The organism is Psychromonas sp. CNPT3, from assembly GCF_000153405.2.
Lineage (GTDB): Bacteria > Pseudomonadota > Gammaproteobacteria > Enterobacterales > Psychromonadaceae > Psychromonas.
In genome coordinates, this window is sequence record NC_020802.1 from 2,913,633 (window position 1) to 2,939,476 (window position 25,844).

General features: G+C 39.1%; 19 protein-coding genes and 3 tRNA genes. 7 read left to right on the forward strand and 15 right to left on the reverse strand.

Annotation, left to right across the window (positions count from 1 at the left end; translation table 11 throughout):
- Positions 1-14 precede the first annotated feature (14 nt).
- Genes PCNPT3_RS12815 through hypE form a run of 3 tightly spaced genes read left to right on the forward strand, consistent with a single transcriptional unit; the run spans position 15 to position 2,483 of the window.
- Positions 15-272 carry a HypC/HybG/HupF family hydrogenase formation chaperone gene (locus tag PCNPT3_RS12815; RefSeq protein ID WP_015466275.1) on the forward strand — a complete coding sequence of 86 codons (258 nt, stop codon included), beginning with the start codon at positions 15-17 and terminating at the stop codon, positions 270-272.
- 29 nt (positions 273-301) lie between these two features.
- Complete coding sequence (gene hypD, locus PCNPT3_RS12820) at positions 302-1,468, forward strand: hydrogenase formation protein HypD (protein WP_015466276.1); 1,167 nt, start codon at positions 302-304, stop codon at positions 1,466-1,468.
- A 13-nt stretch (positions 1,469-1,481) separates the two neighbouring features.
- Positions 1,482-2,483, forward strand: coding sequence for a hydrogenase expression/formation protein HypE (gene hypE / locus PCNPT3_RS12825; protein ID WP_015466277.1), 1,002 nt, complete (start codon positions 1,482-1,484; stop codon positions 2,481-2,483).
- Between the two features lie 62 nt (positions 2,484-2,545).
- Here the strand turns inward: hypE and PCNPT3_RS12830 are convergent, their stop codons facing one another.
- Positions 2,546-4,186 (reverse strand): dihydroxyacetone kinase subunit DhaK, encoded by a 1,641-nt coding sequence (locus PCNPT3_RS12830; protein ID WP_015466278.1) that lies wholly within the window; start codon positions 4,184-4,186, stop codon positions 2,546-2,548.
- A 743-nt stretch (positions 4,187-4,929) separates the two neighbouring features.
- Positions 4,930-6,018, reverse strand: a complete 1,089-nt coding sequence (locus PCNPT3_RS12840; RefSeq protein ID WP_015466280.1) for a glycerol dehydrogenase — start codon at positions 6,016-6,018, stop codon at positions 4,930-4,932.
- Between the two features lie 350 nt (positions 6,019-6,368).
- Between PCNPT3_RS12840 and dhaK the strand changes: the two genes are divergently transcribed.
- Entirely contained in the window at positions 6,369-7,430 is a 1,062-nt protein-coding gene (gene dhaK, locus PCNPT3_RS12845) for a dihydroxyacetone kinase subunit DhaK (protein ID WP_015466281.1), read from the forward strand.
- Positions 7,431-8,075 carry a dihydroxyacetone kinase subunit DhaL gene (gene dhaL, locus PCNPT3_RS12850; protein WP_015466282.1) on the forward strand — a complete coding sequence of 215 codons (645 nt, stop codon included), beginning with the start codon at positions 7,431-7,433 and terminating at the stop codon, positions 8,073-8,075.
- 98 nt (positions 8,076-8,173) lie between these two features.
- On the opposite strand, the gene PCNPT3_RS12855 is transcribed toward dhaL, so the two are convergent.
- The 5 genes from PCNPT3_RS12855 to PCNPT3_RS12875 all read right to left on the reverse strand — a co-directional run bounded on the left by PCNPT3_RS12855 (position 8,174) and on the right by PCNPT3_RS12875 (position 17,084).
- Entirely contained in the window at positions 8,174-9,655 is a 1,482-nt protein-coding gene (locus tag PCNPT3_RS12855) for a CehA/McbA family metallohydrolase (protein WP_015466283.1), read from the reverse strand.
- A gap of 163 nt (positions 9,656-9,818) precedes the next feature.
- On the reverse strand, positions 9,819-11,120 hold the full coding sequence (locus PCNPT3_RS12860) for an MFS transporter (RefSeq protein ID WP_015466284.1): 1,302 nt from the start codon (positions 11,118-11,120) through the stop codon (positions 9,819-9,821).
- Positions 11,121-11,507: 387 nt separating this feature from the next.
- Positions 11,508-13,451 carry a dihydroxyacetone kinase operon transcriptional regulator DhaR gene (gene dhaR / locus PCNPT3_RS12865; protein WP_015466285.1) on the reverse strand — a complete coding sequence of 648 codons (1,944 nt, stop codon included), beginning with the start codon at positions 13,449-13,451 and terminating at the stop codon, positions 11,508-11,510.
- A 478-nt stretch (positions 13,452-13,929) separates the two neighbouring features.
- Complete coding sequence (locus PCNPT3_RS12870; protein WP_015466286.1) at positions 13,930-15,603, reverse strand: ribonucleoside-diphosphate reductase subunit alpha; 1,674 nt, start codon at positions 15,601-15,603, stop codon at positions 13,930-13,932.
- Positions 15,604-15,809: 206 nt separating this feature from the next.
- On the reverse strand, positions 15,810-17,084 hold the full coding sequence (locus PCNPT3_RS12875) for a ribonucleotide-diphosphate reductase subunit beta (RefSeq protein WP_015466287.1): 1,275 nt from the start codon (positions 17,082-17,084) through the stop codon (positions 15,810-15,812).
- 524 nt (positions 17,085-17,608) lie between these two features.
- Between PCNPT3_RS12875 and hflX the strand changes: the two genes are divergently transcribed.
- Together hflX and PCNPT3_RS12885 are read left to right on the forward strand one after the other, a co-directional pair.
- Positions 17,609-18,958, forward strand: coding sequence for a GTPase HflX (gene hflX, locus PCNPT3_RS12880; RefSeq protein ID WP_015466288.1), 1,350 nt, complete (start codon positions 17,609-17,611; stop codon positions 18,956-18,958).
- A 432-nt stretch (positions 18,959-19,390) separates the two neighbouring features.
- Entirely contained in the window at positions 19,391-20,128 is a 738-nt protein-coding gene (locus PCNPT3_RS12885; protein ID WP_015466289.1) for a hypothetical protein, read from the forward strand.
- Positions 20,129-20,284: 156 nt separating this feature from the next.
- Here the strand turns inward: PCNPT3_RS12885 and PCNPT3_RS12890 are convergent, their stop codons facing one another.
- The 8 genes from PCNPT3_RS12890 to murB form a co-directional block, all read right to left on the reverse strand.
- A complete protein-coding gene (locus PCNPT3_RS12890) occupies positions 20,285-20,920 on the reverse strand; it encodes a LysE family translocator (protein ID WP_015466290.1) in 636 nt (211 codons plus the stop codon).
- Between the two features lie 7 nt (positions 20,921-20,927).
- The gene (locus PCNPT3_RS12895) at positions 20,928-21,653 is read right to left on the reverse strand and encodes an alanyl-tRNA editing protein (protein WP_015466291.1); all 726 of its coding nucleotides are present in this window, start codon (positions 21,651-21,653) and stop codon (positions 20,928-20,930) included.
- 4 nt (positions 21,654-21,657) lie between these two features.
- Positions 21,658-22,470 (reverse strand): 2OG-Fe(II) oxygenase, encoded by an 813-nt coding sequence (locus PCNPT3_RS12900; protein ID WP_015466292.1) that lies wholly within the window; start codon positions 22,468-22,470, stop codon positions 21,658-21,660.
- Positions 22,471-23,386: 916 nt separating this feature from the next.
- Positions 23,387-23,461, reverse strand: a tRNA-Gly gene (locus PCNPT3_RS12905).
- Between the two features lie 67 nt (positions 23,462-23,528).
- Positions 23,529-23,612: transfer RNA gene (locus PCNPT3_RS12910), tRNA-Tyr, on the reverse strand.
- Positions 23,613-23,621: 9 nt separating this feature from the next.
- Positions 23,622-23,697: transfer RNA gene (locus PCNPT3_RS12915), tRNA-Thr, on the reverse strand.
- Between the two features lie 118 nt (positions 23,698-23,815).
- Positions 23,816-24,787, reverse strand: a complete 972-nt coding sequence (gene birA / locus PCNPT3_RS12920) for a bifunctional biotin--[acetyl-CoA-carboxylase] ligase/biotin operon repressor BirA (protein ID WP_015466293.1) — start codon at positions 24,785-24,787, stop codon at positions 23,816-23,818.
- Positions 24,780-25,826 (reverse strand): UDP-N-acetylmuramate dehydrogenase, encoded by a 1,047-nt coding sequence (gene murB / locus PCNPT3_RS12925; RefSeq protein WP_015466294.1) that lies wholly within the window; start codon positions 25,824-25,826, stop codon positions 24,780-24,782. The genes birA and murB overlap by 8 nt, the downstream gene beginning before the upstream one ends.
- Between the last annotated feature and the right edge of the window lie 18 nt (positions 25,827-25,844).

Below are 25,844 nucleotides of genomic sequence, written 5' to 3' on the forward strand. Positions count from 1 at the left end.
TTAAGAGAAAACCTATGTGCTTATGTATACCGTCGAAAATTTGTGCCTTTCACGACGACGAAAGCCTTGTGACAGTGGATACCTTAGGTGTCCAACGACAAATTAGTATTCATTTGATAAGCGAAAAACTAGCCATTGGAGACTATCTTCTGATCCACGTTGGCTTTGCCATTAGTAAACTAAATAATGAAGAAGCACAAGAAAGCCTAATTGAATATAAATCGATGCTTGAAAATATGTCAGCAGAAGATGCACAAGCCTTATTTAATTAACAATATGACATTAATATGTGGAAAATAGCATGGATTTAAAAGAGCTCTATCAAACCTTTCGTGATCCTTTGATCATGAAAGCACTGGCGAAAAAAATTAACACTAAAGCGAAACAGTTACCTTATCCCCTTAAGGTGATGGAAGTGTGTGGTGGGCATACTCACACCATTATGAAATATGGGTTAATGCAGTTATTACCTGACAATATTGAATTTATTCATGGTCCGGGTTGCCCCGTATGTATCATGCCAAAAGAGCGCATCGATCAAGCGATTGATCTTGCTATGCTACCTAACACTATTTTAGTCACGTTAGGTGACATGATCCGCGTGCCCGGTTCAAAGGGGACATTAGCACAATGCCGCGCCCGTGGCGGTGATGTCCGCCCTATTTACGATCCCATGGACACACTCCTGATTGCCAAAGAAAACCCGACTAAATCAGTCATTTACTTTGCAATTGGTTTTGAAACGACCACGCCGATGACCGCGGTTTTAGTACAAATTGCCGATCAGCAAAAACTGTGTAACTTTTATGTGCACTGTAATCATGTTCTCGTGCCGCCCGCTATTAACGCGGTGATGTCAGATGGTCGCGCCAAAATAAATGCTTTTATTGGACCCTCACATGTCAGCGTTATTACAGGTGCGAAGATATATCAGCACATCGCAGATAAATATAAATTACCCGTGGTCGTCGCGGGGTTTGAGCCTGTTGATGTTATGCAGTCAATACTCATGTTAGTAGAGCTTAGTATCGCAACGGATCAACATGATGTGACGCCTGAAATGTTGATCCAATATAGTCGCGCAGTGACCCTAGAAGGTAACCTGATTGCGCAATCTAAAATCAATGAAGTCTTTGAACTTCGTGATGTATTTCGCTGGCGCGGTTTGGGCGACATTGCCAATTCAGCCTTAAAATTACGCGAAAAATATGCGCGCTTTGATGCAGAGCTTATCTTTAAAACGCATTTATCAACGAAGCCAATAGACGATCATAAAGCGTGTCAATGTGGCGATATTTTACGAGGTTTGGCAAAACCCAATCAATGTAAAGTGTTTGCTAAAAACTGTACCCCAACCCAGCCGATGGGCAGTTGCATGGTAAGCTCTGAAGGCGCATGTAATGCTTATTTCCGTTATTTAGGCTTAAATAATAATGCGCTTAATAAGCAACCGAATACACAAAAATAATTTAGGTAACAATATGCAACAAATACAACTAAGCCACGGTGGTGGCGGTCAAGAAATGAATACTTTGATCAAAGATCTGTTCTTTCATCATTTCGAAAATGAAATTTTGCTAAAAACAGAAGATGCAGCCATTTTACCCACGACAGGTAAAATTGCATTTACCACTGATAGCTTTACGGTTTCACCCCTTTTCTTTGCTGGGGGTGACATTGGAAAACTCGCCATTGCAGGAACCGTAAACGATCTTGCCATGATGGGCGCTAAACCTGAATATTTAAGCTGTAGCTTTATGATTGAAGAAGGATTTAGTTATGCCGATTTAAAAACAATCGTACAAAGCATGCAAAAAGAATTGGCGATATCAGGCGCAAAAATTGTCTGTGGCGATACAAAAGTCGTGCCGAGAGGGACTTTAGATGGCGTATTTATTAACACCACAGGTGTCGGTAGTTTTTATCATTCACAAACGCTATCAGTCAGTGCGATCGAAGACGGTGATGCAATCATAGTGTCACGCGATATTGGCTGCCATGGAAGTTGTATTTTAATGGCGCGTGACGCATTGAAACTAAATTCTAACCTACACAGTGATTGTGCCACTTTATGGCCTATTGTCGAAATGTTACTCGAGAAAAACATCACACTGCGCACGTTACGTGATGCGACGCGAGGTGGTATATCAGCGGTGTTAAATGAGTGGTGTATTGCTTCAAAAGTTCAAATCGATATAAATGAAACCGATATTCCCGTGAGCGATGAAGTACAAGGCTTATGTGAATTATATGGCTTTGAAGCTTACGATTTGGCAAATGAAGGCACTATGATATTGGCAGTGCCACAATCAGAACTCGCTGCCACATTAGCGGTGTTAAAACAGTTTTCCGCAACGGCGAGTCACATCGGTAATGCTTGTCACGATAACGAAGGAAATCATAAAGTCATTTTACATAGCCCTTGGGGTAGTCGTCGTTATCTTGAACTACCACAGGGCGAATTACTCCCTCGAATTTGTTGAAGACAAAAAAACAGGTTAATAAGATTAACCTGTTTTTTTAGCATCCACTTTCAACGTTTTAATTACACATTAAACGCGTCAAAAACCAACTCAACAGCGACTGAGCCCGGATCTTTAACACCTTTTAAACTCTCACTGTTTAAATAAGAAGAGCGTCCTGCTTTGGCTTCGACCATAGTGGCTGTGCTTTCTGCCCCTATTTTAGCCGCAACAATGGCAGCTTCAAAACCTTCATTTTTCCAAGCGATAAAGGCTGGGTACATTGCATCAATCATCGTACGATCACCCGGTTTTGCTCCACCGTATTGCATCATTTGTTGTAAACCGGCTTGTAATGCTTGTACTGTATCACCATGTTGCTGGTAATGATGACCCGCTGCTGTGAAGAAGATAGAGAATAATACGCCTGACGATCCCCCCATAACGGTAGCAAGTTGTTCCCCAATGACATTAAGCAACGCGCCAGTATCATTAAGTGGTAAATTACCCGCATTGAGCTCAGCTAAAACTTGTCGAGCACCCGCAGAGAACGTTGAACCGGTATCCCCATCGCCCACTAACGTATCCAGACGATTTAACTCTTTTTCTGCATTAATCAAAGCCAAGGTTACTGTTTTAACAATACTTGCAACCTGTGCATTTTCAGACGCTTCAAATGCAAAGTTAATGGACACTTTATCTTTTTTTATCACATTTAATGGGCGCAATGGAATGGCTTCAACCCATGCATCCACTTCAACAGGGGCGCACAGAGCTTGAGCATGATCGCCTGTTAATTCAATCACTGAAATTGAAAATCCTTTCATATCAATAGCCGTCATAAATGGAGCAGGCCCAACCACTAACTCAATATTATTTTTTAACTCAGATTCCACGATGTCTTTACATATAAGGCTCATCTCTAATGGAGAAACGCCACCTAAATTGTTGATCATCACTGCAATTTTAATATCTGGAGCAGAAAACGATTGTTTTAGTTTATCAACCATGATCATCACAAGATCACGACAACATGTTACATCAATTGTTTTAATGCCAGGCTCTCCATGAATACCTAACCCTAATTCAGCCTTGCCTTCTGCAATACGCTGCGTTGATTCTTCTCCCGGTAAAGAGCAACTTGTCAGTGCGAGGCCAATACTTGCCGTTGCATCAATCGCACCTTGGGCTGCCTTTTTAACGACATTTAAAGAAGCGCCTTGCTCTGCTGCATTACCTGCCACTTTATGGACAAACAATGTGCCAGCAATACCACGAGGTTTAAGATTGTCAGGAATAGAGATATCATCGTCTACTATTACCATTTCAACGTTTAAACCCATTTTTTTGGCTTTTTCACAAGCAAGGCCAAAGTTCAAACGGTCGCCGGTATAGTTTTTAACAATGACCAAACAACCTTTCTCTCCTGTGACATGGACTATGGCATTTAACACCGCATCCACACTTGGTGAGGCAAAAACATCGCCACAAACAGCAGCCGTTAACATACCTTTACCAATAAAACCAACATGAGCAGGCTCATGCCCAGAGCCACCACCAGAGATAATGGCAACTTTATCGTGATGCCAATCATTACGCGTCACAATTCTAATTTGCGGATCAACATCCAAACGAACAAGGTTATTATGCTTATTGCTATATAAGATGCCATCAATCGCATCATGGACTAACGTTGCTTTATCATTAATAAATAAACGGCTCATAATTACTCCAAAAAGTAGTTTAAAATAAAGTAGGTTAAAAAATAATATAACCATCTTGCCAGAACAAAATAGGGATGCAAAAAACAACGATGGTTCCATTAAGAAACCAAAAAACAAGGGCTAATCGTTTCAGGTTGAAACGTTACAGCCATTTTGATTGTTGATAATGAAGTAGATCACTCTTATCATTTGATCTAGGTTAAAAACGACTTTAGAGCGAACAAAAAAGGCGCCAAATAGGGTGTTTATGATCATCTCCGCATTAAAAAATAGTTGAAAATAGAGATCTAGATCTCACCTTTTAAAGGTTTAAAATATTTAAAATGAGATGCTTAGAAAACGTTATCCCCTTTTAACCCTCTCAAGTAAAAAAACCGACAGCGCCTACTATCAACACGACTGGATAATACCAAAGGAACTAAAAGAGTGATCAGTCTTGCTTGTTGAAATTATCCCACCCTGCGTTGTGAATTTTGAAGTGAGAGCAACTATCTCCTGCAACTCACGCCTTGCTAGTGCTAATTTCTCCTGCGTAATACATGAAAACTTAATTAATTCATAAGCGCTTTTGTCATCATATATTTGAGGGTTACATTGGATATTTTGACTAAAAAAATAAGCCATCAGCCCCTTTAACACCTAATGAAAAAGGGTTAAATGAACGGATGGCTTATTCAATAAATTACAAATTTAATAGGCAGAGGTTATTAACCCACTTATCGTGAGTAAATAATAAATTAGCGTTATTTCTTAGAGCCTAATTCATGTGCCACTAATATTGCAGATAACACAGCAATCGGCGTCACGACAAATGGCATGTTATGGATGGTTTCACCTTCAGCACAAGATGCTTTAGCAACCTCTAACAGTTTATCTCTATCTAACACTTTGACGCCCATCGCATGTAAATTGGTTGGTAAACCAACACTATGACAGAATTCAAGCACCGTATTAATTTCTTCCATTGGTGCATTTTCTAAGACTAATTGCACTAAAGTACCAAAGGCCACTTTTTCACCATGAAAAAGGTGATGGCATTCTTCAAGCTTAGTTAAACCGTTATGTATCGCATGTGCGCCGGCTAAACCACTGCTTTCAAAACCAATCCCACTTAAGTAGGTATTAGCCTCAATGATATTTTCTACTGCTTGTGATGACAATCCATTTTCAACGGCTATTTTTGCTTGTAGGCCGTCAGCAAGTAATGTTTCATAACAGAGTTTCGCTAATGCTTGTGCCGCTTTAGTTGGCGCACCGCCTGCCATTGTCTTACCGCCAGAGCGAGCATTCGCACGCGCTTCAAAATGAGTAGAAAGTGCATCCCCCATACCAGACACTAATAAACGCACCGGTGCGGCCGCAATAATCTTACTGTCCATGATCACCATATTAGGATTCGTTGGGATCATTAAATACTCACTAAACTGACCTTCAGGTGTATAAATAACCGCTAATGCACTAGTAGGTGCATCTGTTGAGGCGATTGTAGGTACTACCACGACAGGTATTTTACGATAAAATCCAATTGCTTTAGCGGTATCTAATGTTTTACCGCCTCCAATACCAATGATCACATCGGCATTGGCCTGCTCACTCAATAGTAATAAACGTTCGATTTCAGTACGTGAACATTCACCATTAAAAATTTCCATGGTTAACTCTGAATCTTGATCTCTAAAACTTTGTTTAACCGTTTCACCGACTAGCCCAGTGACAAACTCATCTGCAATGGCCATCGCCTGACGCCCAACGGGTAGTACATATTCACTAATCGCCGCTAATACATTTTCGCCTTGGATATACTTACTTGGAGAAATGATGATCTTATCCATAATTAATGCCTCTTATATGATTACATTGACTTTTTGTGTTATAAAATTTGCGCCTTTAGATGGCTTGTTGTTATCATAAACGTAATCAGAGCAAGGACAACTAACATCACGTTCTCCCATCATTATCCATGATAACAGGCACAAATATGTCGTCTGAGCAGTGACCTAAAAAGTGAAACTTGACTCAGTTCACAAATATTTAAGCAGCAAAAAAATCGGTTTCATTTAGAACCACGATATAAATTAAAACGTTTCCAAATGAAACATTTAACCTAATATTTACAACTTGCCCGACGACACAGATACTGTCATCTATCCCTCTTTAACGATGCGTCATAAAAAGGTTTGTAATGAAAAAGTTTATTAATAAAGTCGAAGATATTGTGACAGAACAACTTGAAGGTCTTTATTTAGCTCATCCCGACTTAAAGGTATCAACCCACCCTCGTTATATCTGGCGCGATAATAATAATCACGTTGCGCTTATTGCAGGTGGTGGTAATGGTCATGAACCCATGCACGCAGGTTATATTGGCAAAGGTATGCTTACGGGGGCTTGCCCGGGCGAAGTGTTTACCTCGCCAACCCCCGATCAAATGTACGAATGTGGCCAACAACTTGATAATGGTCATGGGATCCTCTTTTTTATTAAAAACTACACCAGCGATGTACTCAATTTTGAAACCGCGGTTGAAATGTTGCATTTTGATGGTGTGAAAGTGGGCGCGGTGCTTATTGATGATGATGTCGCAGTTAAAGACAGCTTATATACCTCCGGCCGCCGAGGCGTTGCAGGTACCGTGATCATTGAAAAAGTGGTGGGAGCTGCCGCTGAGCAAGGATATGATTTAACGCAGTGTGAATTATTAGCGAGGCGTATTAATAATGGTACACGAACTTTTGGGGTTGCCTTAACCGCTTGTACGGTTCCTGCTACGGGAAGCCCCTCTTTTATACTCGCTGATAATGAAATCGAATTTGGGGTGGGTATTCATGGGGAATCGGGTATTGAACGACGTCAATATACAGATCTTAATTCTCTGGTTGAACAGATGCTTCAGCAGATCATAAATAGCCCTCTTTATACGCGTGAAATTAGAGAATGGGATCGTATGCTTGGGGTGTGGCAAGAGCATCAAGTAACTAGCGAACCTTTTTCAAGTGACGATCAATACATTGTATTAGTCAATGGACTTGGTGCAACACCGAATGCTGAATTATATGGCGTATTTCGCTGTTTACACCAATCTTGTCAGCAACATTCTATCAATATAACACGCAACCTGATCGGAAATTATTGTACCTCTTTGGATATGGAAGGCTTTTCAATCACCTTTGTAAAAGTAGATAAAGAGATATTGACGCTATGGGATGCGCCAGTCAATACACCGGCTTTACGTTGGGGATGCTAGATGAATAATGAAACTATCAGCAAAGAACAACTACTGGCTTGGCTTTTCTATTGCGCGCAAAGTTTTAACAAAGAGTGTCTGTTTTTAACGCAACTCGATACAGATATTGGCGATGCCGATCATGGTATTAATATGAAGCGTGGTTTCGATCGCGTTGCAGATAAACTATCCGGATTAGAAAAACAACAAATAAGCGATATACTAAAAACAACGGGCATGATCTTATCCTTCAGTATTGGTGGCGCAAGTGGTCCTTTGTATAGCAGCTTTTTTATGCGTGCATCACAAGCGGTCATTAATAAAGAAAAGCTTAACTTAGAAGATTTACTCTGCATGTTAAGTGCAGGTCTGGACGGCATTATTGAGCGAGGCAGGGCCCAACCCGGTGATAAAACGCTGTGTGATGTTTGGTGGCCAGCTATCGACGCAGGCCAACAAGCTCTTGATAACAATTTACCCTTAAATATCGCATTACAAAACATCTGCCAACGTGCAGAAGAAGCCGTCACCCGCACGATTGAAATGCAAGCTAAAAAAGGCATAGCAAGTTACTTAGGCGCCCGTAGTGTGGGTTACCAAGATCCGGGAGCAACCTCGACGCTGTTAATCTTAAAAGCACTGAAAAAAGCACAATTAGAAAGCTAAGCACCTTTTAAACCAAGGTAATAATGCCAATTCAACTAGAATAATGACCTATAAATCATAAAAAATATGGGTGTTAAACACCCATATGAACATTAATATTAGTTTTTATATTTAGAGGGTTTCGTTGCGAGAGGCTCTCTGTTATGCTCTACACGCACCATTAATTCACTCCATGTAGCCACTAACGGCTCTTTAAATAAACGATGTGTCCCGTTATAAATAGGATTTATCACGCCTTCAAATTCACCACGACACGCAACTTTTCCATCGATACACTCACCACGACGAATATCGAAACGTACCCATGCATGCTCGCTCATATCAAACTGAATATGCAACGATTTAGTGGAGAGCGGATAATAAGCCACTATTTTCCCATCGATAAAACATTCGGCGTAATAGGCGATAGATTCATCTTTTACGGCCAGCATAAAATCAATACATTCATTGCCCACATCCTGTCCGGGCAAAAAATCACCATTATTGATAGTAAAATCTAACTGGCATTGACGCTCTAGGTAGACATTACCACTACGTAACCCATTAATAATGGCATTACCACTTAACCCTTGTGCATAGACAAAAGTAGCAGGATCGCCATAAATAGAAGGTACAGTTGCATTGGCGTAACGCTCATGTGGTTCAAGGTGTGAATCACTGCCCCCTACCGCTGCAATACAATGTCCTGACTTCCATATCTCTGTAAATATTTCTAATGCTTCTTCTGTGGCTTTTGGAGAGGTGGGCCAAGTAGGATCACAACAAACCTCTAATGTATTAATATTGGTTAATAACATTTCACTATAAACCCAATGCCAAGGTTTCATGGCAGGATGATTAACGCTGATATTACACGGCTCTCCATCGCCTAATGTCAGCCCTTGCTCAATCAACGCACTGGCACGGTAATCGGCATTAAACATATTTAAACCGCGACGGGCCCCGTGAACATTAAAATGCCCTTTACCCGTTGTTATCTCAAGACTGGGGAGAATTAATGTGTTTTTTAAAATAGGTAATTCAGGATGACAAATATTGTGATCTGTTAAAAAGAAAAAATCGAGGCCTTGTTGCTCAACAATCTCACCCGCCGCTTCTAAACTATTATTACCATCCGAAAGTTGCGAGTGTGCATGTAAATCGCCTTTATACCAAGCTGCACCCGCACGTTTTTGTTTATCATAATCAAAAACAATCTGATTGTCTTTTGTACAAGATAACTCTGTGGCTACTTGTAATGATTTTTCAGGCACATTAAAATTAACTTCAACAGCATAAGACATCGCCTTAGGGTTGCGGTTCTCACCTTCCAGATTATAAATCTGTAATTGCCAATCTCCCTCTGGGATCTCTCCCGAAAAACCACCTAATGAAGCACAATCTTTACTGATCACTACGTCGGTATTACGTTTTTCAAACATTAAATTTGCACGCAATTTTTTATTACTATCATACAGATAAGCGTATAAGAGACCTTTTTTGACTGTGGTGCCAGTTAACTCAATTGAATGCGTATGAGCGGGCACATTAAACGTAAGAATACGATGGCCAAAGGTTAATTCGTCAGAAAATGTAAACATGATAAATCCTTACTCGTCACAGGTGAAATGGCCATTACAAGTGGCCATCTGTTATTTGAGGGTAGTTCCATTATTTTTTTGTAAAAAGGCTAATGAAAATGACTTATAACGTAGCAAGTCACTTCCATATAAAATACCCGTTATCGTTGATAACGGGTAAATACTACTCTGACTCTGTTGTGGCCAGTTCCGGTTGTTGATCTGCTAATGCTTGTTTCTTTTTCAATAACAGTAGAAGAATAGAAAATACCATACCGACGAGTGAAACAATCGCACCAATGGCAAATATCATTTCATACGCTTCAATAGCAGGATAATTATCGATGATCCAACCGTTTAAGGTATATGCCCAAAAGATAGAAGCGTAAGCGGCAAACGATCCGACACTCATAGCTGCACCGCTGTATTTTTTAGGGACACCTGATTCTGCAATGGGGGCCAGAATGATACTTTTTGCCAAAAATGAGCTGAAAGAGAAACACACTAACAACACCATGTTTATCATCAACATATCTGCAGATTTAGGCAACATGATGGTAATGGCAAGACACGTTGCGGTGAGCGCAAGCGCCACTAGCATCATTTTTATGGATGACTTGAAAATAAAGTCCGCAATAAAACCACTCACCAATCCGGCGAGGATCCCCATGGCAGCAGTATTGACGATACCAAAGAAAGCAGCTTGAGTGGTGGTTAAACCAAATACCGCTTGTAGATATGGCACCGTGTAAATAAGGGTAATATAAGTCCAATATACGGTTAAAGAAGTTAACGCGGCAAGCCATAGTGTCGGCATTTTAAATACATACGCCAGACCTTTTAACGCTTCTTTATTTTTGTTTTGTCCCGCTTCAACATCAAACTCATTGTTCGGCACAAATTTCCATACACAAAAAATCATAGGTAAAATAAGCAAGGTATAAAATACAATCGCACCTTGGAAGACTAAAATAGATCCCCCTAAAAGAGCCATCACTGCAATAACACCGGCATTCATTCCCATTTCAGCACCACGACGTACCGATTCAAGTAGTCCAAATGCCATGCCTTTATTTTTATCACCCGACATTAATGTCACACCATTAAGTACCGCGGGCCAAAATATGGCATCTATCACGCCCCATAATCCTGCGATCACAACTAAGTAACTAAACCCAGGAGCAAAAATTATGATTGACATCAAACTTAAAAAACGCACAAACAAACTGATCATCAGAATGTTTTTTACTGGGAAACGGTTGTTGACCCACCCAGCAGGTATGTAGAAAAACATTGCGGATCCAATCAAGGTAAATAACACCCCAATTTCTGTATTAGTAATGCTTAATACTTCCAATAACAAGTTATAAAATGTGCCTTTAAAAGCCTCAAAAGCAGAGTACATGATCTGCCCAGACATCACTATCGATAGAAAGCCATAAAATTTCTTATTGGAAGTAAAACCAATTTTTTCTAATATTTTCATTGTGTATATCCATATATAGGTTAGCGTTTTATCGCAAGCAGAAGGAGCGCGTACTCATCTGCCATAAGCTAGCAATACTCACATTTTTAATCATTTAATCTTAATGTTGGTATTACAACGGTTGAGGGTACGATAAACACAATTGACACAAAGGTAACGATCTACTAGATAATGGTGACATTATTCTTGAAGAGGTGCACAACGCTCCCCGTAAACATACTCAGAAAATCAACAAAGAAGGATAAGATCACACTATCAGAAAATGCTCACAGAAACGTTTCAATTTGAAATATACAGCCAAGCAAAAGGTTTCAAGGTGAAACCATTGTGAAGATAAACGGTCATTATTGCCCCATTTACCATCTCGCTTGCTGTTATTTTTAGCTATCAGTCATTTATTTTTGGGGATATTTGATATTTTTTTAATTTACGCCACAAGGTTGTGCGTCCAATTTGTAATGCCGTCGCGATTTCATTCACTCGCCCATCAAAATGATCCCAAGCCTGTTGAATCGCTTGTTTCTCGATCGCTTCAAGGCTTTGAATATAACCTTTAGCAGATAACTCCCCTTTAATTGGCTCTTCCAATAATTGACTTGGAAAGTCATCAATAGTGATTAAATCTCCAGAGCGATTTAATACTATTTTTTCTATTTTATTTTGCAATTCAGAAAGGTTACCAGGCCATGAATAATGAAGCAGTAGTTGTAATGCTTCATCTGTAATCGACAGACTCGTCTTGTAACGCTTTTCTAAACGTAGAAGTTGACGATGTACTAACTCAACAATATCTTCTTGGCGGTGCCTTAGAGAGGGGATGTTGAGCTCAACAGCACTGATCGCATAATAAAGGTGACGTCTAAAAGTACCTTGGTTAACATACTGCTCTAGATCTGCACTGGTAGAGGTGATCAATTGGAAATTAACGGGGATCATACGATTACTACTGGTACGCATGAACAGGTTGTTTTTTAGCATCTGCAACAAAGCAGACTGTACTTCGGAGCTCAGAAACTCCACCTGTTCTAAATAAATCGTCCCTCCATTTGCTAATTCAAATTTTGATAATTTTCCCTCACCTTCATCACACCCGAGTAACTCTCGCACCATATTTTCAGCTTGAATAACTTTACAATTAACAATGATAAAAGGGCCTTTACTATTGTCACTAAGGTGGTGCATCGCTTGTGCAATTTTATTTTTTCCGACGCCATCTTCACCGCGTAATAAAATAGGATTTTTTGTTTTAGCCGCTCTTTTGGCAATCGTTTGCACTTTTTTCATTTTTTTAGAGTGAGTCACTAAGGAATCAAAACTAAGCTCAACATTGTTATCAATATTACGCTGAGCAAAACGGCGAATCGTTTCAAGTGGATGAATAAAAAAGAGAAAACCCGCATTAGAAAGGGGTCTTAAAGTGACTAACGCCTCTATAAATTCACCTTGGCATTCAAAGGTAATTTCCAGATGAGAAAGCTTTTCTCTGTTTTTTATACCTTGCTTAATAACAGGAGGTAACATGATGATTTTATGTAATAACGAGCCAATAATATGTTCTTTTTTTAACTTAAATTTACTGGCTGCTTGATCGTTCATTAAGGTAATACGCAGATCTTTATCCCAAGCAATAATGCCATCATCCATACATTCTAATACCGCATTGCGCTGGTTTAAAATTAGATTTGAATCAGATAAGCTATTCTCTAACTGCACTAAACTACTGACTTCTTTGGCACAAGAGGTGATTAAAGCGGCATCGGACGGCTGATAATTTTCCATATCAGTAAATAATAAAAGACAAGCTTTAAGGCGCCCATCAATATCAAAAACAGGCGCCGCATGACAACCATAACCATGCAGGTTTTGATTAAAATGTTGCGCTGAAAAAACGGTTTCTGGCTGATGAGTATGCAGGCTAAGGCTGACTGCATTAGTACCCACTCGCCCTTCAGTCCAAAATGCACCGAGTTTAAATCCAAGTTGCTTTGCTTGTTCAATGCTTTTCTCTGAGCCTAAAATTGCGAGACTACACCCCGTTGCATCGGTCACAAATAAGGCACAATCTTTGGGCTCTAACATACGATAAGCATCTTCTAATACCGTTTCAGAAATAGCGACTATTTCATTATTACGATGCACAAATGAGCGCAATGTATTACCTGATGCAACATTGGGTTTATGCCATTCATAAGCAGAGCATTGACGTATGCAGCGATCCCAAGAGTCATGAATTGGAGAATGAGTAAATTCAGGAGAAACCCAACGGTGCTTTTGGAAAAACTTCCAGCACGTGAATACACTTTCAACATTAAAAGGACTACTATTTGGCATAATTTAAACTGCGTAATGGAAAACATGCTATAAACGTACTATGCAGCAAGTTCAACATCAAGACATTTTAGTTTCATTTTGAATCAATAGTGAGCACTAATTGGCTTAGTATTTATTGTTCATCTAAAACGTAGAGCCGAGTATATTCATTGTCTATCGATTGCTTCACTTGCTTACCCCCTAGAATTCCATTAACGAATTTAACTATTTAGCAGCATTTGAAATATTTGTTAATGACGCTTTTCAGCATAAAGTTAAAGTTATCGCATGCTCTCTCTTTTACTATTAGTTAGCGCTCAATTTCAAATGACATTATCCCTCCAATACCATCATGCGGACGCGACGCTCTTATCTGACTTACAAGCCCAGTTGCCATGAAATATAAGAGGCATTCGCGCAGCGACGATATATCGAGAGGTTACTTTTAAATTCTCCGTTTTTTTTGTTCCAATTTCGTTAAGTTAACAACAGCCACGTTTTACCCTTCGCAGGCCTTACAGTTACTGCGCTGTTGATTCAGTTTTTGCGCCGCATTCATACTGTGCTGGTAATACAGCGATTTTATCCCCATCTTCCAAGCTGAAAGATAGAGTTGGTTGATATCTTTCACGGGAGTGTCAGGATGTATCATAAGATTTAATGACTGACCTTGGTCAATATAGGTCTGCCGCGTCGAGGCTTGATCAATAATACTCATTTGGTCTATTTCAGGGAACGTTTTAAATACCTTTTTTTCTTCCTCGGTTAAGAAGTCTAAATGCTGCACTGAGCCATCATGATCTCGAATATCCAACCAAACTTGTTTCGTATTAAAACCTTTTTCTTCTAATAATTTTTCTAAGAATGGATTTTTAATCGTCGTTTTAATTTTAGAGATATCTTTAACATAACAATTTGACCATATAGGCTCAATGCCTTGCGACACTTGCCCAAGAATAAAGGCGGATGATGTCGTAGGAGCGATGGCATTGAGTGTTGCATTTCGACGCCCATAGCCTTCGAGAATACTCGGTTCACCGAATTTATCCGCCAAAGATGCAGACGCTTGATACGATTTTTGTTTAATAAGTTTGAATATTTCTAAATTTAACTTAGCGGCATCTCGACCTTCCCAAGGGAGCATTTCTTGTTGCAACAAAGAATGCCAACCTAATACCCCCATTCCCAATGCACGATTACTTTTACAAAAATTATAAGCTTTCTCCATAAACAAGAAAACCAATTGATCGGCACGCTCATTTGAATCTCGATACTCTTCTAATTTATCTAAAAATTCTGTCACCACGGCATCTAGAAAATAGATGAGCGTTTCAACGGCATCTGTATCTTTCCATTTTTCATAATGGAGTAAGTTAATTGAAGATAAAACACAAACAAATGACCATTTATCATGCGCCGGAAGCATAATTTCAGTACATAAATTACTCGCATTAATCTTTAGATCATGTTTTTTGTATGTATCTACCGTTTGATTATTCGCATTGTCAGAAAACAAAATGTATGGATAGCCCATTTCATTTCTACGTTGTATCACTTTCGCCCAAAGTACCCGCTTTTCCTTATCACCCTCTATCATTTTTTGTAACCAAGCATCTGTTACCGTGATCCCATGAGTGAGATTTTGAATCACATTGCCTTCACTACCAATATCTAAAAATTCATTAGCGTCTTTATGTTCAATCGGTAAATATGCAGCGAAACGCCCTCTTCTTACCGAGCCTTGACTGACCACATCAACCATTGTTTCAAACAGCTGCATAAAATGCGGTGCGCCTGATGAAACACCATTATTTTTGATCGTGGCCCCTCTATGACGTAAGTGCCCAAAATAAGCAGAGGTACCGCCTCCTAATTTTGACATCATGCCGACTTCTGCTTCAGTAAATAAAATATTACCTATATCATCCGTAATACTAGAGCCGAAACAACTGACAGGTAAGCCACTGTCTTTACCGAAATTAGACCAAACAGGGGATGAAAGTGAATAAAATCCGGCTTCCATATAACCATAAAACTTGTCAGAAAAACCTTCCATGCCAAGTATTTTCTCTGCGCGATCTGCTATTTCACGAATACGCTCTTCAGCACTCTGCCCTTCACTTAAATATCCGCCAGCCAAAAATTGACGGCTATGGGGTGTTAACCATTCCATATCTTTCCCTTGAATAAATATTAATAATCCACTGACTTATACCAAAGGAACTAAAAAGGTGATCCGTCTTGCTTGTTGAAATTATCCCTACCTGCGTTGTGAGTTTTGAAGTGAGAACAACTATCTCCTACAACTCACGCCTTGCTAGTGTTAATTTTTCCTGCGCAACACATGATCACTATATTAATTCCTTTGGTATTACATGCCTAAAACAGATCTTCGCTAGTCACACTTTTACTGCGTTTATTATAATTAATAGAACGTTTTACAAAGAAATCCCCATGTTTTGTACCAATTATTTCATCATCAAACCATTCAGTTTTTTCTAAAAGCTTTTCATCAATTTCAAATACTTTTTCAATATCTATACTTTGTAATGATTGATTAAATCGGTTTTTAATAAACTCTTTCACTTGTGCTTTGGGAATGAAGTCAAGCTCACCTTCTGCATAAATCCAATCGATAATTTTTGACTCTGATTTAAAGGCTTGTAAGCATAACGTCCGCACACTCTGTTGGTATTCCTCATTAAACCAAGATGGGTTTTCTTGTTTAATAATTTGAATTAAATCTATACCAAAATTGCCGTGTAGCTGTTCTTCTTTTGACGTCGCCTCGACAACATTCGATATCCCTTTGAGCATGTTTTTATACTTATTGAAGGACATAATAATGAGAAACTGAGAGAACAAAGAGACATGTTCGATGAAGAGTGAAAATAATAAAATAGATTCAGAATATTCTTTATTGTCCTCACTATTGGCATGCTTCAACGCCGACTCGAGGTAACGAACGCGTGTCATAATGTCAGGGTTTTCTTCTAATTTGGAGAATTCATCATTTAACCCCAATATCTCTAACAGGTGCGAATAGGCATCATGATGACGTACTTCAGATTCAGCGAATGTAGCACCTACAGAGCCGATTTCGGGTTTTGGCATTTTCGTATATATGTTTCCCCAAAAGGTTTTAACTGACACCTCAATTTGAGAAATAGCGAGCATAGTGCGTTTAATCACTTCCCTTTCTGGGTGACTTAAGCGGACTTTAAAATCTTGAATGTCACTCGTAAAGTTAAATTCTGTATGGATCCAGTATGAATGGCGAATAGCATCGACATATTCTAATATTTCGGGGTATTCATAAGGCTTTAAGTTTATGCGTTTTTCAAAGATATTATGCTTACGATCCTTTGAATGCTCATTGCGATAAAGTATGTAAGCTTTGGCTACCTTATGAAATCCTGATCCCATCAATTGTTCTTCAACAATGTTCTGTATGCCTTCAATTGAGGGAATATAACGACTATCTGTATGTTTAATACTTTCAATGACGTCTAATACCTTCTGACTAATATTATCGACATCATCTAGATTTCCACTATCTGCAGCCTGCATTGCTTTATGTATCGCAACTTTAATCTTATCAATTTTAAATGTTTTAACTGAACCATCACGCTTAGTCACATGTGAAATATACATATGAAATCCTCTGCTAGGTGCCACAATTACGGTGTCACTACCCGTCCTTAAAAAATAAAAACACAATATATTGTGTTTGATTTAAGAACAATACTACAGAGGGAGTCTTGAAATGTAAATTGTATTGATAACTATTATCAATACTAAGTGGTGACACATAACAGTGATCCCGGCGTTATGACACATTGAATATGATGTTATTTTAGCGTGAATTTTACCGATGAAATCCTCTCCCTAACGCCCCTTTAGCCAGCTACAAATTTAGGGCGAATATGGCTTAACCAATACACTACCACACACTTTAGTACTGCATAAGTTAGGGAAATCAGCTGCGTAGCACCGCGATGATAGACGCTCATTAAAGATAAATTATGCGTCCCGTTTTAGCTCTTTTATCGTCTTAGAAACCGGTAAATAGGTGTCTAAGATGACTTAACTACAATACGGTTACTCGATATGCCTATATAAGCTAAGCATAACCACGTAGGATGCACTGCATATTACTTTAAGCAATGAGCAACGTTATGTCGATCACCACAGCAGATCACTCTGTTACCCGCGCCTTACTAATTTCTATTCGTACGCCTGATCTTACGCAATTGGACGTGGACGAGTCATTATCTGAATTAGGTCGATTAGTGACGACCTTAGGATTTGTGGTCGTTGGCAAGCAAACGCAGCGCCAGCAATCTACCAAGCTGCTCTCGGTATTAGGCTCTGGTAAACTCGAAGAGTTAGCTACGATGACTAATGACGAAGAATTACCCCTACAAGATGAAGCTCAGGTTAACTTTAACCAAGAGCAAGTAAGCGATTTATTAGCCGAGTCCGAAACCCAAGAGATGGCTAATGTAGTGGTATTCGATTGCGAACTAAGCCCTAATCAATTACGTAGTGTTGAACTGGCATTAGGTGTTGAGGTTTACGACCGTACGCGCGTTATTATCGAAATATTTAGTAAACATGCACGTACACGTACCGCTAAATTACAAGTAGAAATCGCACGACTTAACTACTTAACGCCACGTATCCGTGACGAAAATAGTGGAGATCGTGAACGTCAAAAAGGGAGTTGGATTGGTGAATCGGCCTTTGAAATTAATCGTCGTCGTATTCGCGATAAAATCGCCAGTTTAAAACGTGAGTTAATAAAGTTACAAGGCGAGATGCAAGGTCGCCGTAGTGGTCGTGTTGAGCAGCAGTGTGTCGCGCTAGTAGGTTACACCAATGCCGGTAAGTCATCATTAATGCGCGCCTTAACTGACTCCGAAGTCTTAGTAGAAGATAAGTTATTTGCGACCTTAGATACGACAGTGCGTACTCTACAGCCTCCCACGCAGCCACGTATTCTAATTTCAGATACGGTTGGTTTTATTAAAAAACTGCCACATGATTTAGTGGCATCATTCCATTCAACCTTAGAAGAAGCTAAAGATGCGGCGTTACTGCTTTATGTCGTCGATGCATCCGATGTCAATTTCAAATCACAACTGGCGGTTGTTGATCATGTATTAGGTGAATTGAATGTTGATTTGAGTAACAAGATACTGTTACTCAATAAGGTTGATTGTATTAGCGAAGAACGTCAATTAGAGCTATTAAACGAATACCCTGATGCCTTACAAATCAGCACCCGTGATAAAGCCGATGTGGCGATGGTTCATCAGGAAATTCAAACCTTCCTGGAAAAGAAAATGTGTGCAGCTTGTTTTAATATTCCATATACCGCTAGCGGTATCATGGGAGAGATCCACAGTAAAATGCAGGTTATCGATGAGCAATATCATGAAGATGGTATGCGTTTAACGGTTAAAGCAAGCCCGGTTGCGTTAGAGCGTTTGCATAAAATGTTGCAAACGTCTTTTAATAAGTAAGCCCCATGGAATTAATTAAGCTTTCATTATTGCGCAGGAAAAATTAGCACTAACAATACGTGAGTTGCAGGAGAGTATTATTCTCACTTCAAAACTTACAACGTTGGTAGGGATTAATTTTTCCAGCAAGACGGATCTCTTATTTAGTTCCTTTGGTATAAGCCTTAAATCAAAGGTTGGTTGTTTATGACTATATATCGTAGCGCCTGTACGGCAGTGAACAAACCGTATTTTACCATGACACTTTTCTGTACCTCTATGATTGAGTATTATCATTTACTAACTGACAAAAAAATGTCATTATAATTATACTTTTTAAAACAGTATTTGATTTTTTAATTTAGCTATACCTCATTATCTAATTAAGGTGTTTACATAAACCATTATTGAAATTATATTAATACACGGAGGTAGAAGACAGTTAGGAGTCACATGAGCCAACTTACGTTCAAAAATATAGAAACAACTAAGATCGTTACTCTTGACGTTAATTTGAAAATGTTAAAGTCCTCCGGACAAGAAATATTTATACAAGATGCTGCCGTATTAGTTATTTTACATCATCTTTTTACACTAAAAACAAAGTTTATCCTTTATAGCGATATAGCTTGTATTGTTAAAGAACAAAAATCTACATTCCACATGGAAGGTTGTCCCGACAATATCATCGCGAACAAGTATGTATTTAAATCGAGATCCATCTTAAAAAATCTAATGCTAGACGATTTCATTGTTCTTGTTCGAGGAATTGGATATAAAATTTCCAGTAAATGGCATCCTGTTTTGGAAGGTAAACGAGATGAACAGAACAAAAATTCCTTTTTGAAAGAAATCACGAAAATTATTGCAGACTGTATTGTATACAGTGAATCAGTCGAGATTACTAAACATAATAGTGGGTTGTCCTTTATCAAGCCGGACCAAGAAACAGCTTTGGATAACTTCCGCCGTATGAACGATTGCTACCATACATTCTTAAGCAGGTATTCAGCCCCAGGAAACAGCTACGAACTGTTCGAATTAAGAGAAAAAATCACCAAAGTGCTTATTTATACAATATATTGGAGGGTGGGGGATAGCCTGAGCGATACAAAATTCCGCTCAGACTACAAGAATGAATTACAAATCCTACTTAGACAGGTAAAACAGGCCTTAACCTTACTTGATTAGTCTGTATTTAATTAAGTCGTAAATGTTAGGATAACAGGCTCTGTCTCAAACTCATATTGTGCCCCATAAATTAAAGGGGCTCTTTTCCTCAGATACAGTTATGTAGCTATAGGATAAAATTAATCACATGGCGTCCAATAACCAAATTAATATATTTTACTTAAAAATGGTATAGGTGACGATCATGTAAATCCCCATCAACCCCATTACCCCCCCTAACGTGCGGTCAATCAAATAGACGTTACGGTCAAACTTAACCCTTACACTTGGTAACGTTACAATAAAAATAAATGTCAGATACCATGCCATTTGCACCGAAATTATCGAGATAATGACCAGTAATAGCTTTTCTATCCCCAAAGTAGGAGAAATGACAATTGAAAATAAAGATATTATATATATTGCAGCTTTAGGGTTTAATAGATTCACAATCAAGCCACTCCAAAAAGCCGATTGTACTGCGATATTTCTTTCCTTTTTTATCCGTATTTTTGTTTTTTCTGAGAAAGAACCCTTTATCGATTTATAACCAAGGAACACAAGGTAACTTCCACCGAAGACACCTATTCCTTGAGCTATATATTCAGAGTGTCCAAACGCTGTTGTTAACCCCGCCACGGAATAGCTGATGTGGAACAATAGTCCAACACAAACACCTATGCCACAAAAAACACCCGATTTTCGGCCTTGGTGTAGCGTTTTTTGAGAAACTACAATGAAATCAGGCCCGGGTGAAATCGACGCCATTAAATGAATAGTCAATATAGAAAATAGTGCAGTTGTGAAGTCCATTTTTTTCTCAATTTATTAAATAGCTAACTTTGATACGGTTTTTTTTGCGTTTGATACGCGTTACCCGTAACCCTTTTAGTTTTGAAGTACAGTTTACATGCGTCCCCCCACATGGTACGGGTGTAAAACCATCAACCGCAATCATTCTGATGCGAGTGCTTTGAGGTATGAATGGGCTTAATAAAGGACGAAGGGATTTGACCTCAGCCAGATCCAATTCGAATGACTGAATTTTTCTGGGGGATGTATCTACAAAAGCATCGATTTTCTCGTTAATCCATTCGACCAAGAAGGTGTCGTTAGTTTTTTTACTTTCTATCATTTCAATGTAGGAACCGTTGGGATAATGATGGCCCTTTACTGGAGATAAATTATGATCCAACGTTTCTACAATATGAGAGATCAAATGTCCTGCTGTATGTAATTTAGCATTAAATAATCGACGCTGAATATCAATATGCTGAATACACTGCTTACCAGTGCACGTTAAAAGTGAAGGATGCGATTTTAACATATGTGAAATACCCTCCACTGTTGTTTCCGTGTGATAAACTTGGTGAGCACAACCGTCAATGATAAATACGCCAAGGTCACAAGGTTGACCTCCGCCTTGGGGGTAGAAAATCGTATTATCACAATATACTGCTACAGCGCCATCCATTTCTATCACTTTAGTGATTTTAACCGTAAATTTTTCTAGATAAGTGTCCGAAAGGTATTTAAGACTTTTCATAGTATTAGCTCCATATTTGAAGTGCTTTTTTATCGCTCTCTAACCCACAAGTAAGTCTAGAGCCTTGGCTGATTTTTCCCACAGAATGGATGCGCATTGGGTTAAACAAAACAAGTTCACCTATTTCTGGTGTGATTTCAAGGTAGCATCCGCTCAAGTGCTCCGCTTTAATCCCATAACTTCCTTCAATACGAATAGCTTCGTATTCTTCTTTGGTCTCTGGACATTGCTTCCAAAGCCTAAGTTCGCCACCTTTGTTACTCGTTTCCAAATACACATTGGCAGCAATCTGGTCGGTGATGTTCGTAAGCATTCCATTGACCAGATCCCATTTTAAAACGTCATTATGTGGTTCAGCGAATGATCCTTTTTTAAACTCTCTTACTAATCCTGCGAAAAGTTTACGTTCGCCTATCTCAGCTAGGTGACAATGAAAAGGCCAAATTTCATCTAGCTCTAACCGCAATCGATCGATTGGTGTCAAAAAAGGACTAACTGTTTTCCGCATTTCTTTTATCCAAACAGCCGAAAAGTCTCTATAGAGTTTTAACGAAACTTCGTCGTTTTGACATTCGAAAAATGCTTGTCCAATACGTCCAATATTTGGAGCGTTTACATAGTTTCCAAAGAGCTGACTTTGTTTGATTTTACTGGAAATCTCTTTAGCGTTTTGTTTTTTCAGATATCCAGGTACGCGTACTACATCAATAGTTCGATTGAATAACCCTTTTAAGTGACACAGCTCAAGTTCCTTTGTGATTATTATGTTTGATGTTTGATGTTGAGATCGCGCTGTAGTTACATTTGATGAAGGCATCTTGATCCCTATAGTTTATTTAGCTGTTTAAATGTTAAATAATTGTTTGCAATGAATCAAACCCAGATAAATATAAAATATAAAAATAAAAAGGGAATACTACAAATTAAAAAGAAACGAGGTCCGTTTGCGATACTTGGTATTTGGATGAGGTATTCATCAAAATAAATGGAGTATTACATTACCTTTAGCTCGCGTTGCTCAAAATGGTGATGAGATTGATGTTTTAGTTCAAAAGCACAAGGATAAAGGAGGCGCGATACGTTTTTTTTCAAACGCTTATTGAAAGGAGAAGGCTTTACACCATTGAAGATGGTACTGATAAATTGGCAAGTTACTCTGCCGCAAAAAAACAATCTCAACGCTAGAACACTCAACAGTTCAGTATAAAAACAATAGATACGAGTTATCACATCAACCAACACGTCTACAAGAAAAACAAATGCGAAAGTTCAAATTACAGGGTCAAGCCCGCGGTTTTTAAGTTGCCATGGAGTAGTAAATAACCTGTTTCGTTTTGGGCGTCATTTAATGCAGGCAAAACATTATAGGGCATTTAGAGCTCGCTCTTTTTCTGAATGGAAGTGGGTTAGTTGAATCCAAAATTTAGATTAAACTAGATTCTACTACCTTTAATCATTCAGAGAGGATAAGTGACAATACCTACTGTCACGAGATTTTTTCATGAGACAAATAACCGCATTGATTTTGAAACGTTAGAACTGCTATGTCATTAGTTAGAGTGTACTGTAGGTGAACTTTTAGAATTTTGTGAGAGTTAAAGGAATGATTACTTATTGAAGAGAAAAATAGCTTCGGTCTATAAATGGGCGACTTTTGGTCCCTATGTGTATTTATTAGAAAGCCAGAAACGAAAAAATCAACCTTAAGAGGTTGATTTAATATAGATGAAACATGGAGCGGGCAGTGGGAATCGAACCCACATTATCAGCTTGGAAGGCTGGAGTAATAGCCATTATACGATGCCCGCATAACTGCATCTATTAGCAATAATTTTTCGCCTTTCGGGCGTTTCACAAGGCCGTTGTGAAATAATATGGTGGAGGGGGGTGGATTCGAACCACCGAAGCTTACGCGGCAGATTTACAATCTGCTCCCTTTGGCCACTCGGGAACCCCTCCAGACTTAAATGGTGCCGACTACCGGAATCGAACTGGTGACCTACTGATTACAAGTCAGTTGCTCTACCGACTGAGCTAAGTCGGCGCCGTCTAAGTGCGGTGAATAATAGAGACATTCATTCCATCTTGCAACTGTTTATTTATAATAACTGCATGTTTATGGTCTGACTGCTCAAAAACAACTCAACTGCTTGTGTTTGCGCTTATTTATCCAACAATCGCAGTGATATTTCACCACCAATAAATTCTTTTATATCTCCATCAACCTCTAGTAATAAAGCGCCTTTCGCATTTACTCCTCGGCAAATGCCTGTTTGTATTTTATCGGCGATCAGCACATTGACGCTTTTGCTTAAAAAACAATCTAAACTAAACCAACGATCTAAATAAGGTTGTAGCCCCTGCTTTTCATATTCACCTAATAATAATTGTAACTCTACGATAAGATGTGCACTTAACGCATTACGATCGATGGGCTCCGCGCTCAAACTATTTAAGTCTACCCAAGGTTGGTCAATTAACGCACCCTGCTCTGCTGACATGCGAACATTGATACCAATACCTATAACACAATGGCATGCTTCTGTTGCTTGCGCGTTAAGCTCTATCAATATGCCTGCGAGCTTTTTATTCTGGTAGTAAATATCATTGGGCCACTTTAGTGTCACGCCTTGTATACCCATCTTTTCAAGCGCATTGACGGTTGCGATACCCACCAACAAACTTAACCCGGATAATCTATCGATACCGCTATCAAAGCGCCAATAAAAAGAGAAATAAAGATGCGAGGCAAAAGGAGATACCCACGAGCGTCCGCGACGCCCTCGTCCATTTGACTGATATTCTGCAATACACGTTTGGCCTTTTTCAATACTGCCGATTTTATCGAGTAAGTATTGATTAGTAGAGTCCACTATTTGTTCTACATGTACCCGCTTACTTTGACTGTGCATCTCTATTTTTTTAGCATCAAGTAATTCAATCCCACCGGCGCAGCAATAACCTTTGCCCGTTACTTTATAGATATCAATACCAATACTCTGTAATGCTTTAATATAGTTATTTACCGAGGTACGCGACACGCCAAGCTCTTTACCTATGGTCTCACCCGAGTGAAACTTTCCATCGGCAAGTAGCTTAAGTAAACAGGCACCTTTATCATTTAATTCAGACATTCTGTATCGCCCTTGCTAAATCTGTTTCACCTAACTTATCCATAAAACGCACTTCATGTTGTAGCTCTATATTAAATTTGTCTTTAATACTTTGGCGTACCAATTCAGCTAACTTGATCACATCTTGGGCGCTCGCATTACCTTTATTGATCAGCACTAATGCTTGCTTTTTATGCACAGCAGCGCCACCGATTTGTCTACCCTTCAGATCTGCTTTTTCAATCAACCAGCCAGCAGCCAATTTTACATGCTCAGCATCCTGCGGGTAATAAGGCATATTCGGGTTCTCTGCGCGTAATTTATCTGCGACCTCTTTCTTAACGACAGGGTTCTTAAAAAAGCTGCCCGCATTACCCAGTTCACTTGGATCTGGCAACTTTTCAGCGCGCACCTGACAAATAGATTGATAGATACTTTTAGCACTCACATCAAGTGCATCACTTAATGACGCGTTGCGCTGTTTAGGTTGCCATTGCTTCGCTAGTTTTAATGTGACCTGCGTGATCAAGGCACTGCGCATATTCGCCTGTTTAAAAATACTGTCTCGATAAGCAAATTGACATTGCGCATTGCTCACTTTATGTAATTTACCGGTGTCTAAATCAAGGTATTCAAGTGCCACACAAAAATCTTTAAATTCACTGCCATAAGCACCGATATTTTGTACGGGCGCGGCCCCTACTACACCGGGTATGAGCGCTAAGTTCTCAAGCCCGCCCATGTCATTATCAATACAATAGGTGACTAAGTCATGCCAATTTTCACCCGCACCCACCTGTAAAATATAGTCGTTTTCAGTTGTCTCTATGCTGATACCTAATAATTCAACTTTAATGATCAAGCCGGAGAAGTCATCACAAAAAAGAATATTGCTTCCCGCACCTAATATTAGTATTGGCTTGTTTTGCACGCGCATTTTTTTTACTAGCGCTGATAACTCCGCTAGTTGCGTTAAATCGCTAAGATGAAATAAGATGTGCGCCGTCGCGTCTATTGAAAAGGTGTTAAATGCCTTGAGAGAACAATTAGTTTCAATCATGATGATCCTTAACTTAAA